The organism is Undibacterium sp. 5I2, assembly GCF_035019605.1.
In the GTDB taxonomy this organism is placed as follows: Bacteria; Pseudomonadota; Gammaproteobacteria; order Burkholderiales; family Burkholderiaceae_D; genus Undibacterium.
This window is the reverse complement of record NZ_JASJVS010000081.1, coordinates 1-14018: the sequence shown is the minus strand read 5'-3', so window position 1 is coordinate 14018 and position 14018 is coordinate 1. Positions and strand designations below refer to the sequence as shown.

The following is a 14018-nucleotide window of genomic DNA, read 5'->3' as shown; positions in this document are numbered from 1 at the left end:
GAGAAACGAGATTATGCAGTACTTACCGGCTGCTGTCAATACCCTGTTTTACTTGACGCCGTTTTATTCAAACATTGTCGGGGTAAGACGCTTGCCTTGTTGCTATCTCGCTGCACTCGTCAGCGGGAGTCGGACTATAGCAAGTCGCTTACTCATACGCAAGTCTTTCAGCTAAATTATTTACTTATTTTTAAACACGGCCGGACGTTTCTCCATGAAAGCCTGCATTCCTTCCTTCTGATCTTCAGTGGCGAAGCTGGCTTGGAACAGGCGACGCTCGAAATGCACACCTTCGGACAAACTGGTTTCATAGGCGCGATTGACGCTGTCTTTAATCATCATCACCATCGGCAAAGACATCGACGCGATCGTATTAGCGGCAGACAGCGCTTCTTCCAATAGTTTCTCCACCGGCACGATGCGCGATACCAAACCGGCACGCTCGGCTTCGGCCGCATCCATCATGCGCGCCGTCAGGCACAGGTCCATGGCTTTCGATTTTGAAATCGCGCGCGGCAAGCGTTGAGTACCACCGGCACCAGGCATGGTACCGAGTTTGATTTCCGGCTGACCGAACTTGGCATTCTCGGCCGCGATGATGAAATCACACATCATTGCCAACTCACAGCCGCCGCCCAGGGCATAACCGGCCACTGCTGCAATCACGGGCTTACGTATCTGACGGATCGTTTCCCAATTACGCGTAATGTAGTCTTCCTTGTAAGTGTCCATATAGCTGTAGTTCGCCATGGCGGCGATATCAGCACCGGCGGCAAAGGCTTTTTCACTACCGGTGATGACGATACATTGCACGCCTTCATCGGCATCGAAATGTTTGAGTGCCACGCCGAGCTCATTCATCAATTCATCATTGAGAGCATTCAATGCCTTCGGGCGATTCAAGGTAATCAGGCCGACTTTGTCTTTGGTTTCTACCAAGATGCATGCGAATTCCATGGGGACTCCTATATAGTATGGATAATAGTAAGGAAAAATCGAATTAACCGTCGTACTGACATCTGTACGGCAAAGGACAAGAAATATGTGGCTATTAGCATTAGAAGCCTGCGGCGCACTGAGCGTATTGATCTTCATCGTCTGGTGGACGATGTATTGCGGGCGCAAACCTGATCAGTCGGCGCACAAGGAAGAACAAGAACAACTGCACGACCCGGCAAATCGGGAATAGCCCAAGCTCAGTGCAAAGTGCGCGGAATCGAAAGCACGAACTCGGGAATCTCGACTTCAAACCGATGTGCATCTTCGGCCACGCAAAAATACACCCCCTTCATCGAGCCTTGCGGGGTCGCGAGCGAACTGCCACTGGTGTATTCAAAGCTTTGCCCGGGCGGTAAAAATGGCTGATGGCCGACGACTCCCAGCCCCTTCACTTCTTCCGCATGGTTTTTGGCATCGGTAATGAGCCAGTGACGCGAAATCACTTGGGCTGCAACCGTTCCGGTATTTTTGATCGTGATTGTGTATGCAAATACATAACTGCCGCGATCAGGCTCTGATTGTTCGGGTAAATACTTTGTCACGACGGTGACACGCATTTCATAGGCGGCCATAGGGAAAACCTCTTTCACTGACTTCATCAAGTAATCTCCTATTGTGCCAGAGCTTGCGCAAGACTGCGCGGCTTGGCTGCGGCAAGCGGAGTAAAATAGCGTATCTTTTTTTGCCAGGCCTCAATCATGACTACTTACCGCATTGCCCCAAGCATACTTTCCGCCGATTTCGCCCGTCTCGGCGAAGAAGTTCGCCAAGTCGTCGCCGCCGGTGCCGACATGATTCACTTCGACGTCATGGATAACCATTATGTGCCGAATCTGACCATCGGCCCGCTGGTCTGTGCGGCCATCCGCCCGCATGTGCAGGTACCGATTGATGTGCATCTGATGGTCAAACCGGTCGACCGTCTGATCCCGGATTTTGCCAAAGCCGGGGCCAACCTGATCAGCTTCCACCCGGAAGGCTCGGAACATATCGACCGCACCCTGCAACTGATTCGCGACCACGGTTGCCAAGCCGGGCTGGTACTCAACCCGGCTACGCCTTTGCATGTACTCGAGCATGTGATGGACAAACTCGACCTGATTCTGCTCATGAGCGTCAATCCCGGCTTCGGCGGTCAATCATTTATCCCGCATACCTTGAAAAAAATCGCTGCAGTACGCCGTCTCATCGATGATTCCGGCCGCAGCATCTTGTTGCAAGTCGATGGCGGGGTGAAAGTCGACAATATTGCTGCCATCGCCGCCGCCGGTGCCGATACTTTCGTAGCCGGCTCCGCTATTTTCGGCCAAGCGGACTACCATGCCGTAATCGCCGCCATGCGCAGCGAATTGGCCGGAGTCTGAGATGCCAACGGCGCGCACCAACAGTTTGAAGCAGCAGATACAAGCGGTCATCATTGACCTCGACGGTACCATGCTCGATACCGCAGCCGATTTTCTGCTGGCCATCAACCTGATGCGTGCCGAATTCACGCTCGCTCCCTTGGCTTTGGAAACCATCAAAGTCATGATCGGCAAGGGATCGGAACATTTGATACAACAAGTACTGGCGCTCGATTTCTCTGCGACCGAAAGCGCACAGCACTTCGACGCCGCGCTGGCCGCGTATCAGCGCCATTACCTGCAAGTTAACGGTAGCGCCGCGACACTTTACCCCGATGTGGTCGCCGGTCTGCAAGCCATGCGGGGGCAAGGCCTGCGTCTGGCTTGCGTCACCAACAAGCCCCTGGCGTTTGCCAAACCTTTGATGGAACAACAAGGTTTGGCAGAGTATTTTGAGCTAATCTATGGCGGCGACTCGTTTACTCGCAAAAAACCAGACCCCATGCCTTTGCTGGCAGTTTGCACACAATTTGCTCTGTTACCGGCACACGTGCTGGCTATCGGCGACTCGAGCAACGACGCCGAGGCGGCGCGTGCGGCCGGTTGCCCGGTCTGGACGGTACCGTATGGTTACAACCACGGTCTGGCTATACAAAATATTCAAAGTGATGGTATAGTCGAAACCTTGTTGCAAGCAGCAAGACTGCTGGCGATAAAAATTCATTAATTATTTCACCTCATTCCACTCACGAATGCATCTCGATAACAAATGTCCCTTAATGACACCAGGCGCCTTTGAGGCCTGGCTTTGGCGACGCTGGCAATTCTCCTGACCCAGAATGCCGCGAGTGACCGCGCATACCCTGCGCACTTACTCTCGTTTGTTATACCAATATACCAATCTGTTACATCCGTCGCTATCCCCGACCCGCTGTTGTTGTGCGCTTGCTCAGAACTGTATTTGACAAGCGTGTGCCACTGGCCCGTGCCATGCCTGACGGCTGAACTGAAAATGACTATTTGCCCAGCCTTACCAGGTGCTCATTTATCGTGCGGCAGACTTGCCGTACAAGGAAAAACTCATGACTGAACTCGAATTTACTTCACTCTGTGCGCAAGGCTATAACCGTATTCCCATGATTGCGGAAGCCTTCGCTGATCTGGAAACACCGCTGACCCTGTACCTGAAACTGGCACAAAGCCAGCATGCTGGCAAAAATACGTTTTTACTGGAATCGGTGATGGGGGGCGAGCGTTTCGGCCGCTATTCCTTCATCGGTCTGCATGCCCACACCTTGGTGCGCAGCTTCGGTCGGCGCGTCGAAGTGGTACGCGATGGCGTAGTCAGCGAAAGCTACGAAGGTAATCCGCTTGATTTCATTGCCGAATTCCAGAGCCGCTTCAAGGTGGCATTGCGTCCGGGCTTACCGCGTTTCTGCGGTGGCCTGGCCGGTTATTTCGGCTATGACACGGTACGCCATGTAGAAAAAAGACTGGCAGCCAGCGCCCCGAAAGATGATCTGGGCTTACCGGAAATTCAATTGCTGCTGACCGAAGAGCTGGCCGTGATCGACAATGTATCGGGCAAGCTATACCTGATCGTGTATGCCGATACCAGCCTGCCGGAAGCTTGGTCGAAAGCGCGCCAGCGCCTCAAAGATTTGCGCGCGATGTTACGTCGCAGTGTCGATGCGCCGGTGACGTCGGCTTCGGTACGCACCGCCGAGATCCGTGATTTTGCCAAGGAAGATTATCTGGCGGCTGTACTTAAGGCCAAGGAATACATCATGGCTGGTGATCTGATGCAGGTGCAAATCGGCCAACGTATCAAAAAACCGTATGTCGATTCGCCTTTGTCGCTGTATCGTGCGCTGCGCTCGCTCAATCCATCGCCATATATGTATTTCTATAATTTCGGCGACATGCAGATCATCGGCGCATCGCCGGAAATTTTAGTGCGCAACGAAACCCTCAATGATGGCAGTAAAAAAGTCACTATCCGCCCGCTGGCCGGTACCCGTCCGCGTGGTGCCACGCCGGAACGCGATGCCGAATTAGCGCGCGAACTGCTGGCCGACCCGAAAGAAATCGCCGAACACGTGATGCTGATCGACCTGGCGCGCAATGACATCGGCCGTATCGCCACCACTGGCAGCGTCAAAGTGACCGACCAGATGGCGATAGAAAAATATTCGCATGTCCAACACATCGTCTCCAATGTCGAAGCCAATTTACAGCCGCAACTATCGAATCTCGATGTGCTCAAAGCCACCTTCCCGGCCGGCACACTCTCTGGTGCGCCGAAAGTACGCGCCATGGAGTTGATTGATGAACTGGAACCGATCAAGCGCGGCATTTATGGCGGTGCCTGCGGCTATCTGTCGTTCGGTGGCGAAATGGATTTGGCCATCGCTATTCGTACCGGCGTGCTCAAAGATGGCATGCTGTATGTGCAAGCGGCGGCTGGCATTGTCGCCGACTCGGTGCCGGAAATGGAATGGCAAGAAACGGAAAACAAGGCGCGCGCGGTATTGCGGGCGGCGGAACAAGTGCAAGACGGACTGGATGGAGAAATTTAAATGCTGCTGATGATAGATAACTACGATTCATTCACTTACAACCTGGTGCAGTATTTCGCCGAACTGGGCGAAGACGTGCGCATCTTCCGCAATGATGAAATCAGCATTGCCGAGATCGAAGCCATGCAGCCTGATCGCATCTGCATTTCGCCAGGACCTTGCACACCGCATGAGGCCGGTATTTCGATGGCGGTGATCGAACAATTCGCCGGTCGCTTGCCGATTCTCGGTGTGTGCCTCGGTCATCAAGCGATCGGTGCAGCCTTCGGCGGTAAGGTAATTCGTGCCAAGCAAGTCATGCATGGGAAAACCTCAGTAATTGCCCACACCGGCGTCGGCGTCTTCAAAAATTTGCCTAGCCCTTACACCATCACGCGCTACCATTCGCTGGCCATCGAGCGCGCCAGCCTGCCGGACTGCCTGGAAGTGACCGCTTGGACGGATGATGGCGAAATCATGGGCGTGCGTCATAAGCAATTCGACTTGCAAGGCGTACAGTTCCATCCTGAATCGATCTTGTCCGAGCATGGCCACGCCTTGCTGAAAAACTTTTTGACTGGAACCGCAGCATGACTATCTCTCAACAAGAAGCGCTGACGCGTCTGATCGAACATCGCGAAATTTTTCACGATGAAATGCTGTATCTGTTTCGTAAATTAATGGGCGGTGAATTATCACCCGTGATGATCACGGCCCTGACCATGGGTTTGCGCGTAAAAAAAGAAAGCATCGGTGAAATCACCGCGGCCGCCCAAGTGATGCGTGAGTTTTCGACCAAGGTACCGATCGCTAATACCGCCAATATGATCGACATCGTCGGCACCGGTGGCGATGGGGCGAATACCTTCAATATTTCGACCGCCTCGATGTTCGTTACCGCCGCCGCCGGCGCGCGCGTGGCCAAGCATGGTGGCCGCAGCGTGTCCTCGTCTTCCGGCAGTGCCGATGTGCTCGAAGCGCTGGGTGTTCACATCAACCTCACGCCCGAGCAAATTGCACAATCGATAGCCCAAACCGGTATCGGCTTCATGTACGCACCTAACCATCATGCGGCCATGAAGCATGCGGCACCGGTGCGACGCGAACTCGGTGTGCGTACCATTTTCAATATCCTCGGACCACTGACCAACCCGGCCGGCGCACCGAATATTTTGATGGGGGTATTTCATGCCGATCTGGTGGGTATCCAAATCCGCGTGTTACAACGCCTGGGTGCCCAGCATGCGCTGGTAGTCTGGGGCCGCGATAATATGGATGAAGTGTCGCTCGGCGCGCCGACCATGGTGGGTGAACTGGTCAACGGCGAGATTCGTGAATACGATATTCATCCCGAAGATTTCGGCCTGCCCATGGTTTCCAGTCGCAATCTGCGGGTGGCTGATGCGGCCGAATCGCGCGCCAAAATTCTCGACGTGATGAACAATGTGCCCGGCGCTGCCACCGATATCGTCAGCCTCAATGCCGGTGCGGCGCTGTATGGTGCCGGTATAGCCGAGTCGATTGCCGACGGCGTGCTGCGCGCTCAGCAAGCAATCGCTTCCGGGGCTGCGAAGGCGAAACTGGAACAATTCATCCTGGTCACCCAGCAACTCGGAAAATAATACGATGTCTGACATACTCAAGAAAATCTTGGCGGTAAAACACGATGAAGTCGCCGCCGCGAAAAAATACCAATCCTTCCTCAGCTTGCGTGGCGAAGTAGAATCGGACCACGCCGCCCGCGCCGAGTTGCGCGCATTCGAAGCCGCTCTGCGCAGCAAAATTGCAGCCGGCCAGCCGGCCGTGATCGCCGAAATCAAAAAAGCCTCACCCTCAAAAGGCGTGATCCGCGCCGATTTTCAGCCGACCGAGATCGCCGCCAGCTATGCGCAACATGGTGCCGCCTGTTTGTCGGTTCTCACCGATATCAATTTCTTCCAAGGTGCCCCCGAGTATTTGCAGCAAGCGCGCGCCGCCTGTAGCATCCCGGCGCTGCGCAAGGATTTCATGATCGACCCCTACCAGGTCTATCAGGCGCGCCAATGGGGGGCCGATTGTATTCTGCTGATCGTCGCCGCGCTCGATCATGGTTTGATGGCGGAACTCGAAGCCTGCGCCCATGAACTCGGCATGGCGGTCTTGGTCGAAGTACACGATGAGCAAGAATTGACGGCCGCGCTGAAACTGAAGACGGCCCTGCTCGGTATTAATAACCGGAATTTGCGCAGCTTTGAGGTCAGCCTCGACACCAGCTTGCAATTGCTGAAAAAAATTCCCGCTGACAAACTCGTCATCACCGAGTCGGGCATCGTCACTCCCGATGATGTGACGCGCATGCGTGACGCCAATGTGCACGGTTTTCTGGTCGGCGAGAGCTTCATGCGCGCGCCCGATCCTGGTGTCGAACTGGCGCGCTTGTTCTTCTGAACGCGCGTCAATGCAAAAAAGCCCTTGCCGCACGCTGCGCCAAGGGCTTTTTTTTTATCCATGACTGCCAACGCTTCAGCGTCGCGTCGTTTTCTTCCAGCTCGGGCGCAGCAAGGCGGCTTGTTCCAACACGGTAAAACTGAGAGCGGGCATATCGTCGGCCTGTAACTTAGCGCGCACAACCAGTAACTCATCGCGCCGGAAGGCATGCAACTCAACCGTTTCACCGATACGGTAACGTCCGACCGCACTATGCAAACCATCGGCGACATCGGCCGCCGTCACGCGCAAGCCATTAATGGCAATCAGCACATCTTGCGCCGACAAACCGGCCAAATGGGCGGCACGTCCTTCATACACATACGCGAGCTTGCAATCACCAGCATCGCGGCTAGCTTTGACACCGAGGCTGGCTTTGCTGGCCTGCGCACCATCGAGCGCCATGCCAAAACCGGCATACAACTGCGCCAATGGCACATCCGCGGTGCCGTACACATACTTTGCCAAAAAGCGAGCGACATCGACGCCGGTCGCGCCCTGGATCAGCGCAGCGATTTCGTGCTCCCCCAAGCCTTGACGGGCAGTGCTGCGGGTATAAAAATCACGCCCATACTTCTGCCACAGCGCGCGCATCACGTCATCGAGCGATTTTTTGCCGGCGCTTTCAGTACGCAACAAGAGATCGAGTGCCAAGGCCACCAAGGAACCCTTGGTGTAATAACTGACGATGGCATTGGGCGAATTTTCATCCTGCCGGTAGTACTTGGTCCAGGCATCGAAACTCGACTCCGCCACTGTTTGCTTGAAACGGCCACTGCCACGTGTGACCGTATTGATGGTCTTGGCCAGCAATTTGAAATATGCCGCTTCGTCGATGACGCCGCTACGTACCAGCATCAGATCGTCGTAATAACTGGTAAAGCCCTCGAACACCCACAGCAAACTGGTGTAATTTTCTAGCCGCAAATCGTAATCGACAAACACCGCCGGTTTGATGCGTTTGACATTCCAGGTATGGAAATATTCGTGGCTGCACAGACCGAGGAAGCTGCGATAGCCATCGCTCATTTCAGACTGGTGCGTAAGCGGTAAATCATTACGATTACAGATCAGCGCGGTCGAGGCACGATGTTCGAGACCACCATAACCATCACCGACCACCATGGTCATGAAGACATAGCGCTGCATCGGTGCGGTTTTCGTGCGCGGTTCGAACAAGGCGATCTGCGCTTCACAAATCGGCTTGAGATCGGCGACTATGCGATCGATATCGAGATTGGGCACTTTGCCGTTGATAACAAAATCGTGCGGCACACCATGCGCTTCAAATGTGGCCAACAGGAAGTCACCACATTCGACCGGATGATCGATGAGTTCATCATAATCAGCAGCCACGTAGCTGCCGAAACCGTAACGCTTGGCTTTCAGTTCCGGCAAACTGGTTGCGACGCGCCAGCTTTTTCCGGCGACATTCGCTGGGCGCAGTATCTCGAGCACATGGGCCTGATCTTCCTGACCATGGGCGCGCAAAAATACACTGCTACCGTTGAAGAAAGCATGGCTGGCATCGAGATGTGCGGCACGCACCGACAAATCCCACGCATAGACTTGATACGTCAGGGTCAATTCAGCACGGCATGGTGCCGCCTGCCAGCTGTGTTTATCAAGTTTTTTCAGCGCCAGCTTCTTGCCGCCGCTGCTGGCTCTGATCTGCACTATATGACGAGCGAAATCGCGCACCAAATAGCTGCCCGGTATCCAAGCCGGTAAGCTCACTACCTGACCATCGGCGGCTGGCGCGGCGATTTGCAGCGTCACTTCGAAAATATGGCCGGCTAAATCTTTCGGTACTATCGTGTAATGCAACGCGGCAGCGGTAGCGGCGGCGTTTGGTTTCATGCTGGTCGTCGTCATGGTTAACGATCTTTCCGATTAATTTTTGATTAATATATTAAGCAAGGTATTGAGCAATATAGCGCATTATGTGCGTACATTCGCGGCAATGAAGGTGAAAATTTGGGCCACCACGACCACGCGTGTTAATTGCAGCCGCAGGTCGATGAACCACTCCGGCACACCATAGCTTTGGTAAAGTTTTTTGTCATTGCGGTAGGCGGCAATGAAGCCGACCACCTGAACGGCGAAGCCAAACAACATATTACTGAGCGAACACCAAGCCAGCATCGTGGGAATCACCCCCCAGATCAGGGCTTTTCTGGTTTCTTGATCGTCTTTACCATCGGCCATGATAGTCACGCCGAGATGGACGCCACCGAGAAACGACAGGATCACGATACCGTAGCCGAGTTGGGCCTTGATGAAAAAACCGAGCCAGTCAGGATGCACGAACCAGCACGCGGTGGTCAGAAAAACAAAGGGGATAAGACCCATGAAACCGAGTCGGACTACGAGTTTTTGATTGAGCTTATTCATATAGTCACGCCACACCAGTTGGTGCCAGCACTTTTTCGCCAAATGAAAGAAAACGCTATTTTAAGAGGAAAACGCCGAGTTAGATATATGTGATCATCACTAGCAGTCTGTCGGGCTTAGAAAATCGGCTCAGCGCAGTGGTGTAGCGAGCAAATCGGCCGGCACATCGATATCGTGCAAGATGCCCGTATCATCCACTTCCACCTCATGCACCGGAAACGAGCGAAACAAATCGCGCGCGCCGCTATCGCCCTGCAATGCCAACAAGCGTTCCAGATGTGTGCGCGAAAAACCCACCGGATTACCATATCGACCAGCGCAAACCGGCCGTGCGATATCGGCTCCGGCGCGCAGCGCAGCGAGCACGGCAGCGATACTGTCGGGCTGCACCCACGGCATATCGGCCAGCGCGATAATCCAACCGGCACTGTCAGCGCTGTGCTGTAGTGCGCAAATCAGCGACGCCGACATGCCGAGATCAGCCTGCTCACACAGCACACTGGGATAGCCAAGTGCACTGAACTGTTGTTGTAAGAGGAAGTGATCGGCGCGCAGTACCGTCAGCGTATGCGGCATCACGGCCTGTAAGTTGGCCGCGCTGGTTTGCGCCACGCTGCGACCATCGGCCAAGGCTTGTAACAACTTATCGCCACCATCGTGGGCAGCGAAGCGACGGCCACGCCCAGCGGCCAGTAAGATACCGGTCCAATGCGGGCGCGCCGACATCGTGCTTATTTGGCTTTAGCTGCGGACAGGCTGGCGAGTTTATCTTCGAGCGCCTTGCCATCCATGGCACCCGGCACCCGTGTGCCATCGACGAAGAAGATAGCCGGCGTACCGTTGACGCGTAATTTACGCCCGAGCGCGAGCACTTTATCATTCGGTGTCATGCAATTCGCCGCCGCCGCCGGTGCCACCTTACCGTTGAGCATCCATTCATCCCACGCCTTGCTGCGATCGGCTGAACACCAGATGTTTTTCGATTTAGCGGTGGAATCTTCCGACAAAATATTATACATAAACGTATAAACAGTGATGTTATCAACACCCGTCAAGGTTTTACGGAAGTGCTTGCAATAGCCGCAATTCGGATCTTCAAACACCGCGATCACCCGTTTGCCGTCACCTTTGACAGTCTTAAGAGCGAGATCGAGCGGCAGATCAGAGAATTTAATGCGGCTCAGATCATCGGTTCTGGCTTTAGTATAGTTGGTACCCGTTTTGGCATCGACCACATTACCGAGAAACAAAAACTGTGCTTTTTCATCGGTATAGAGCAGCTCGGAACCGATCCGCACTTCATACAGACCGGCATACGGCGTCTTGGTGACCGAATCCACCTTCACACCTTCGCCCAGGCGTGGCTCGACCAGTTTTTTAACCGTCGCTTCGAGTGGGGTTTCGGCAGCGACGAGGCCGCTGAGGGCCAGCGCCAAGACGGCGATATATTGTTTGAGATGCATGGTAGAGTCCTTGAGTCTGGAGTGATGAGCCGGCCGATTCAGCGGCTGCCCATTGCATGAGAAATTAATTTCCGCTTTAAGACCGGCAAAGCTTCGAGTAAGTTCAACCCAAACTTGCGTACCAGTCGCAGCGGTGTCAGTTGTGAAGCAAACAAGCGTGCCAGTCCATCGGTGGTCAGCTGCATCAGCATGACCTCTTCCTTACGTGCCCGGCGATAGCGCTCCAGCACGCGCAGATCACCACAATCGCGCTTGGCGGCGGCGTCAGCGAGAATCGTCAACAAGCTGGCGACATCGCCAAAACCGAGATTCATACCATGCCCTGCCAGCGGATGCACGGCATGGGCTGCATCACCAATCAATGCCATACGTGGCGCAATCATACTGTGCGGACGGATGAAGCGCAGCGGAAACGCCTGAATGTGTGCCGGCAGCAGCGGGGTCAGATGGCCGAGCGTGTCGAAACAATACGTTTCCAGCCGCGTCGCCAAGGCGCTCAAGGGTTCCGCCAGTAAGGTGGCGGCCAGCGCATCCGGGGCCGACCAGACCAGTGATACGCGCTGCCCGGGCAGGGGCAGCAGAGCGATGATACCCTGATCTTCGACAAACCACTGGCGCGCCACCCCATGATGCGGCCGTTCGCAGGCGAAATTTGTGACCACCCCGCGCTGGCCGTAGGAACGGTAATCGATGCCGATGTCGGCTTGGGCACGCACCCACGATTGCGCGCCATCGGCCCCGACCAATAACTTGGCCTCGACCGTACTGCCATCGGCCAGGCGCAGCCGCGCCAAGTTCTCAGAAATCTGCCAATCGACCGCCTCGCCCACCAGTTGCGTCAAATTTTGTGCAAAGCGCAGCGCACTATCGAGCGCTTGGTTGAGATTGCGGTCTTCGACGATCCAAGTCAGTTGTTCGGTATGCGCACCGTAAGCATCGAAACCGAGCTGAGCGGCGGCCGGTGCCGGCAGCGCTGCCTGCATATCAAAAATCTGCATGGCATTAACCGGTGCCACGCGCGTCGCGTCGAGCGCATCCCAGACTTTAAGGCCGCCGAGTAAATCGCGTGCCACATGGTTAAGCGCGAACACGCGCACATCCCAGTCGGCCGCGGCGGGTGCCAGAGGCAGCGGCAGCGGCGCAGCGCTACGGCCTAACAACAGCACACGCCAGCCGGCCTGCGCAAAACCCAAGGCCGCGGCTTTACCGACGGCACCGTTACCGATGATGCAGATGTCACACTGATACACTTGCGCTGCCATAACCCGCCCTTAGAGAGACAATCTCGCCATTATACGGCACTGCGCCGCATCAGCCGCGTAGCCGATCAAGCCCGGCAACGCCGCCCGCGGCAAGGGCGAAATGCTTTATTTTTGCTCAGGGCTTGCCAAGCGGCGAACTGCTCTCTATAATGCATGCTCTTGGCCTGGTAGCTCAGTCGGTAGAGCAGAGGATTGAAAATCCTTGTGTCGGTGGTTCGATTCCGCCCCGGGCCACCAAGTATTTAGTAGTAAAGACAAAAGGCTTACAGCAATGTAAGCCTTTTGTCATTTGTGAGCCAAATCTACAATTTTCGCTACTGATCTACAATTCTTATAAGGAACAGTCGTGGAAATTATTTACTTATCCCGTTTCCGGCTAAATAATTTTCGATATATGCAATTACTTTGGCAGCCTCTTCTTCGGTGTCAATAAGGTCAATTGGCGCATGATTTTCAAGATATGGATTAGGCGCCTCCATCCACTTAAACACTCCCCCGCGGCTACCAACAACTGGCATTGCCAGTTGTAATATTTTTTCTAATAAGTCTGGACGAGCGTACCAAGACTCCGGTTTTATGGTTGGAGATTTCCCAGGAAAAACTCTTGGTAATTGTGAATTAGCCAATTCACTTGGAAGAATATGCGAACGAACCCAGTGGGCTTGCTCTGCCAACTCAGTGTTAGGAACACGAATACTTGGTTTTGCAGGTATCACCAATCCAATCGTCACTGCCGTATGTAAACGAATTAATTTAAGTGCTGGAGCTATGTCCGTATCGTTCGTAACAATTACAACCTGATCAACTTCTCGTGTAATCGCATCATGATAGGCTTGCAATGCAAGATTCACATCGGACTGCTTTTCCTCTAGTTTCCAAGCCAACGCATCATGACAGTCTTTTGGCCATCGTTTAGGAGAGGCAGCATCGATAATTTTTACCCTAGACTCCGTTAAAGAATAATAACCTTCTATTATTTCGATGCGACTGTCGTGTTGCTTACGCAGAGCAGTGTGGTAGCGAGCCTGGGATGATACCGAGTCAGGCGCTTTTGCTGCTTTTTCGAGAATTTTAGCGGTAAAGAATTTAATTGCTAGAGGCAAAAGCGTCATTTGACAACGCAAACCATTTCGCTCCACCAATACTGATGGCAATATATGCTTCTCAAAAAGCGCTAAGAGGTCAAGCCATTTGTAAGGCGAACCCTTCAAACAGCCATAATAAAGATTATAACCATCAATATAAATGCGTGTCCGAAGATGTGCTACGCCGCTCACCTCTACCATTTTCCATCCCAGAAATGAAAAAACCGGCTTGCGCCGGCTTGTTCCCCCGCACACTAGATGGTCAAGCCACGCCAGTTTTGCGGATTAGTTGTTATCAACATTATGCGTGAACTTATTTTCATGCGCAAGCGATTTAACAAAATATCCTTGTTACCTAGGCCATGGCTTTGGCGGCTCCACATACCCCCTTTTACGATCCTAGCGGCTAGGTTGTGGGGGGGGGGCGAGGTGTTGGAACGGGGGGCTT

At 54.0% G+C, this 14018-nt stretch carries 15 protein-coding genes and 1 tRNA gene; 8 read left to right on the top strand and 8 right to left on the bottom strand.

Annotation, left to right across the window (positions count from 1 at the left end):
• Nucleotides 1-180 precede the first annotated feature (180 nt).
• A complete protein-coding gene (locus QN359_RS18230; protein WP_322250692.1) occupies nt 181-957 on the bottom strand; it encodes an enoyl-CoA hydratase in 777 nt (258 codons plus the stop codon).
• 85 nt (nt 958-1042) lie between these two features.
• On the opposite strand from QN359_RS18230, the gene QN359_RS18225 reads away from it, so the two are divergent.
• Nucleotides 1043-1189: a hypothetical protein gene (locus tag QN359_RS18225; protein WP_322250691.1), complete on the top strand. Its 147-nt coding sequence runs from the start codon at nt 1043-1045 to the stop codon at nt 1187-1189.
• A 7-nt stretch (nt 1190-1196) separates the two neighbouring features.
• On the opposite strand, the gene apaG is transcribed toward QN359_RS18225, so the two are convergent.
• Entirely contained in the window at nt 1197-1571 is a 375-nt protein-coding gene (apaG, locus tag QN359_RS18220) for a Co2+/Mg2+ efflux protein ApaG (protein ID WP_322251072.1), read from the bottom strand.
• A gap of 126 nt (nt 1572-1697) precedes the next feature.
• Between apaG and rpe the strand changes: the two genes are divergently transcribed.
• From rpe to trpC, 6 genes are all read left to right on the top strand, one after another.
• Nucleotides 1698-2363 carry a ribulose-phosphate 3-epimerase gene (rpe, locus tag QN359_RS18215; protein ID WP_322250690.1) on the top strand — a complete coding sequence of 222 codons (666 nt, stop codon included), beginning with the start codon at nt 1698-1700 and terminating at the stop codon, nt 2361-2363.
• Nucleotide 2364: 1 nt separating this feature from the next.
• Nucleotides 2365-3069, top strand: coding sequence for a phosphoglycolate phosphatase (locus QN359_RS18210; protein WP_322250689.1), 705 nt, complete (start codon nt 2365-2367; stop codon nt 3067-3069).
• 355 nt (nt 3070-3424) lie between these two features.
• The gene (trpE, locus tag QN359_RS18205; protein ID WP_322250688.1) at nt 3425-4921 is read left to right on the top strand and encodes an anthranilate synthase component I; all 1497 of its coding nucleotides are present in this window, start codon (nt 3425-3427) and stop codon (nt 4919-4921) included.
• Nucleotides 4922-5494 carry an aminodeoxychorismate/anthranilate synthase component II gene (locus QN359_RS18200; protein ID WP_322250687.1) on the top strand — a complete coding sequence of 191 codons (573 nt, stop codon included), beginning with the start codon at nt 4922-4924 and terminating at the stop codon, nt 5492-5494.
• Entirely contained in the window at nt 5491-6522 is a 1032-nt protein-coding gene (gene trpD, locus QN359_RS18195; protein WP_322250686.1) for an anthranilate phosphoribosyltransferase, read from the top strand. The genes QN359_RS18200 and trpD overlap by 4 nt, the downstream gene beginning before the upstream one ends.
• A 4-nt stretch (nt 6523-6526) precedes the next feature.
• A complete protein-coding gene (gene trpC, locus QN359_RS18190) occupies nt 6527-7327 on the top strand; it encodes an indole-3-glycerol phosphate synthase TrpC (RefSeq protein WP_322250685.1) in 801 nt (266 codons plus the stop codon).
• Nucleotides 7328-7402: 75 nt separating this feature from the next.
• On the opposite strand, the gene QN359_RS18185 is transcribed toward trpC, so the two are convergent.
• The 5 genes from QN359_RS18185 to QN359_RS18165 form a co-directional block, all read right to left on the bottom strand.
• Nucleotides 7403-9241, bottom strand: coding sequence for a PDZ domain-containing protein (locus tag QN359_RS18185; RefSeq protein WP_323493362.1), 1839 nt, complete (start codon nt 9239-9241; stop codon nt 7403-7405).
• A 66-nt stretch (nt 9242-9307) separates the two neighbouring features.
• Nucleotides 9308-9760 carry a DUF3429 domain-containing protein gene (locus QN359_RS18180; protein ID WP_322250683.1) on the bottom strand — a complete coding sequence of 151 codons (453 nt, stop codon included), beginning with the start codon at nt 9758-9760 and terminating at the stop codon, nt 9308-9310.
• Between the two features lie 129 nt (nt 9761-9889).
• A complete protein-coding gene (locus QN359_RS18175; RefSeq protein ID WP_322250682.1) occupies nt 9890-10486 on the bottom strand; it encodes a nucleotidyltransferase family protein in 597 nt (198 codons plus the stop codon).
• A gap of 5 nt (nt 10487-10491) precedes the next feature.
• Nucleotides 10492-11223, bottom strand: a complete 732-nt coding sequence (locus QN359_RS18170; protein WP_322250681.1) for a DsbC family protein — start codon at nt 11221-11223, stop codon at nt 10492-10494.
• 38 nt (nt 11224-11261) lie between these two features.
• Entirely contained in the window at nt 11262-12485 is a 1224-nt protein-coding gene (locus QN359_RS18165) for an FAD-dependent monooxygenase (RefSeq protein ID WP_322250680.1), read from the bottom strand.
• Between the two features lie 161 nt (nt 12486-12646).
• Between QN359_RS18165 and QN359_RS18160 the strand changes: the two genes are divergently transcribed.
• Nucleotides 12647-12722: transfer RNA gene (locus QN359_RS18160), tRNA-Phe, on the top strand.
• A 116-nt stretch (nt 12723-12838) separates the two neighbouring features.
• Here QN359_RS18160 and QN359_RS18155 read toward each other — a convergent pair.
• Nucleotides 12839-13771, bottom strand: coding sequence for an antitoxin Xre/MbcA/ParS toxin-binding domain-containing protein (locus tag QN359_RS18155; RefSeq protein WP_322250679.1), 933 nt, complete (start codon nt 13769-13771; stop codon nt 12839-12841).
• Nucleotides 13772-14018: the final 247 nt, after the last annotated feature.

Bases quoted from the DNA above. Each gene is read 5' to 3' on its own strand.
- QN359_RS18230 (WP_322250692.1), bottom strand. From the start codon at position 957: ATGGAATTCGCATGCATCTTGGTAGAAACCAAAGACAAAGTCGGCCTG.
- QN359_RS18225 (WP_322250691.1), top strand. From the start codon at position 1,043: ATGTGGCTATTAGCATTAGAAGCCTGCGGCGCACTGAGCGTATTGATC.
- apaG (WP_322251072.1), bottom strand. From the start codon at position 1,571: ATGGCCGCCTATGAAATGCGTGTCACCGTCGTGACAAAGTATTTACCC.
- rpe (WP_322250690.1), top strand. From the start codon at position 1,698: ATGACTACTTACCGCATTGCCCCAAGCATACTTTCCGCCGATTTCGCC.
- QN359_RS18210 (WP_322250689.1), top strand. From the start codon at position 2,365: ATGCCAACGGCGCGCACCAACAGTTTGAAGCAGCAGATACAAGCGGTC.
- trpE (WP_322250688.1), top strand. From the start codon at position 3,425: ATGACTGAACTCGAATTTACTTCACTCTGTGCGCAAGGCTATAACCGT.
- QN359_RS18200 (WP_322250687.1), top strand. From the start codon at position 4,922: ATGCTGCTGATGATAGATAACTACGATTCATTCACTTACAACCTGGTG.
- trpD (WP_322250686.1), top strand. From the start codon at position 5,491: ATGACTATCTCTCAACAAGAAGCGCTGACGCGTCTGATCGAACATCGC.
- trpC (WP_322250685.1), top strand. From the start codon at position 6,527: ATGTCTGACATACTCAAGAAAATCTTGGCGGTAAAACACGATGAAGTC.
- QN359_RS18185 (WP_323493362.1), bottom strand. From the start codon at position 9,241: ATGACGACGACCAGCATGAAACCAAACGCCGCCGCTACCGCTGCCGCG.
- QN359_RS18180 (WP_322250683.1), bottom strand. From the start codon at position 9,760: ATGAATAAGCTCAATCAAAAACTCGTAGTCCGACTCGGTTTCATGGGT.
- QN359_RS18175 (WP_322250682.1), bottom strand. From the start codon at position 10,486: ATGTCGGCGCGCCCGCATTGGACCGGTATCTTACTGGCCGCTGGGCGT.
- QN359_RS18170 (WP_322250681.1), bottom strand. From the start codon at position 11,223: ATGCATCTCAAACAATATATCGCCGTCTTGGCGCTGGCCCTCAGCGGC.
- QN359_RS18165 (WP_322250680.1), bottom strand. From the start codon at position 12,485: ATGGCAGCGCAAGTGTATCAGTGTGACATCTGCATCATCGGTAACGGT.
- QN359_RS18155 (WP_322250679.1), bottom strand. From the start codon at position 13,771: ATGGTAGAGGTGAGCGGCGTAGCACATCTTCGGACACGCATTTATATT.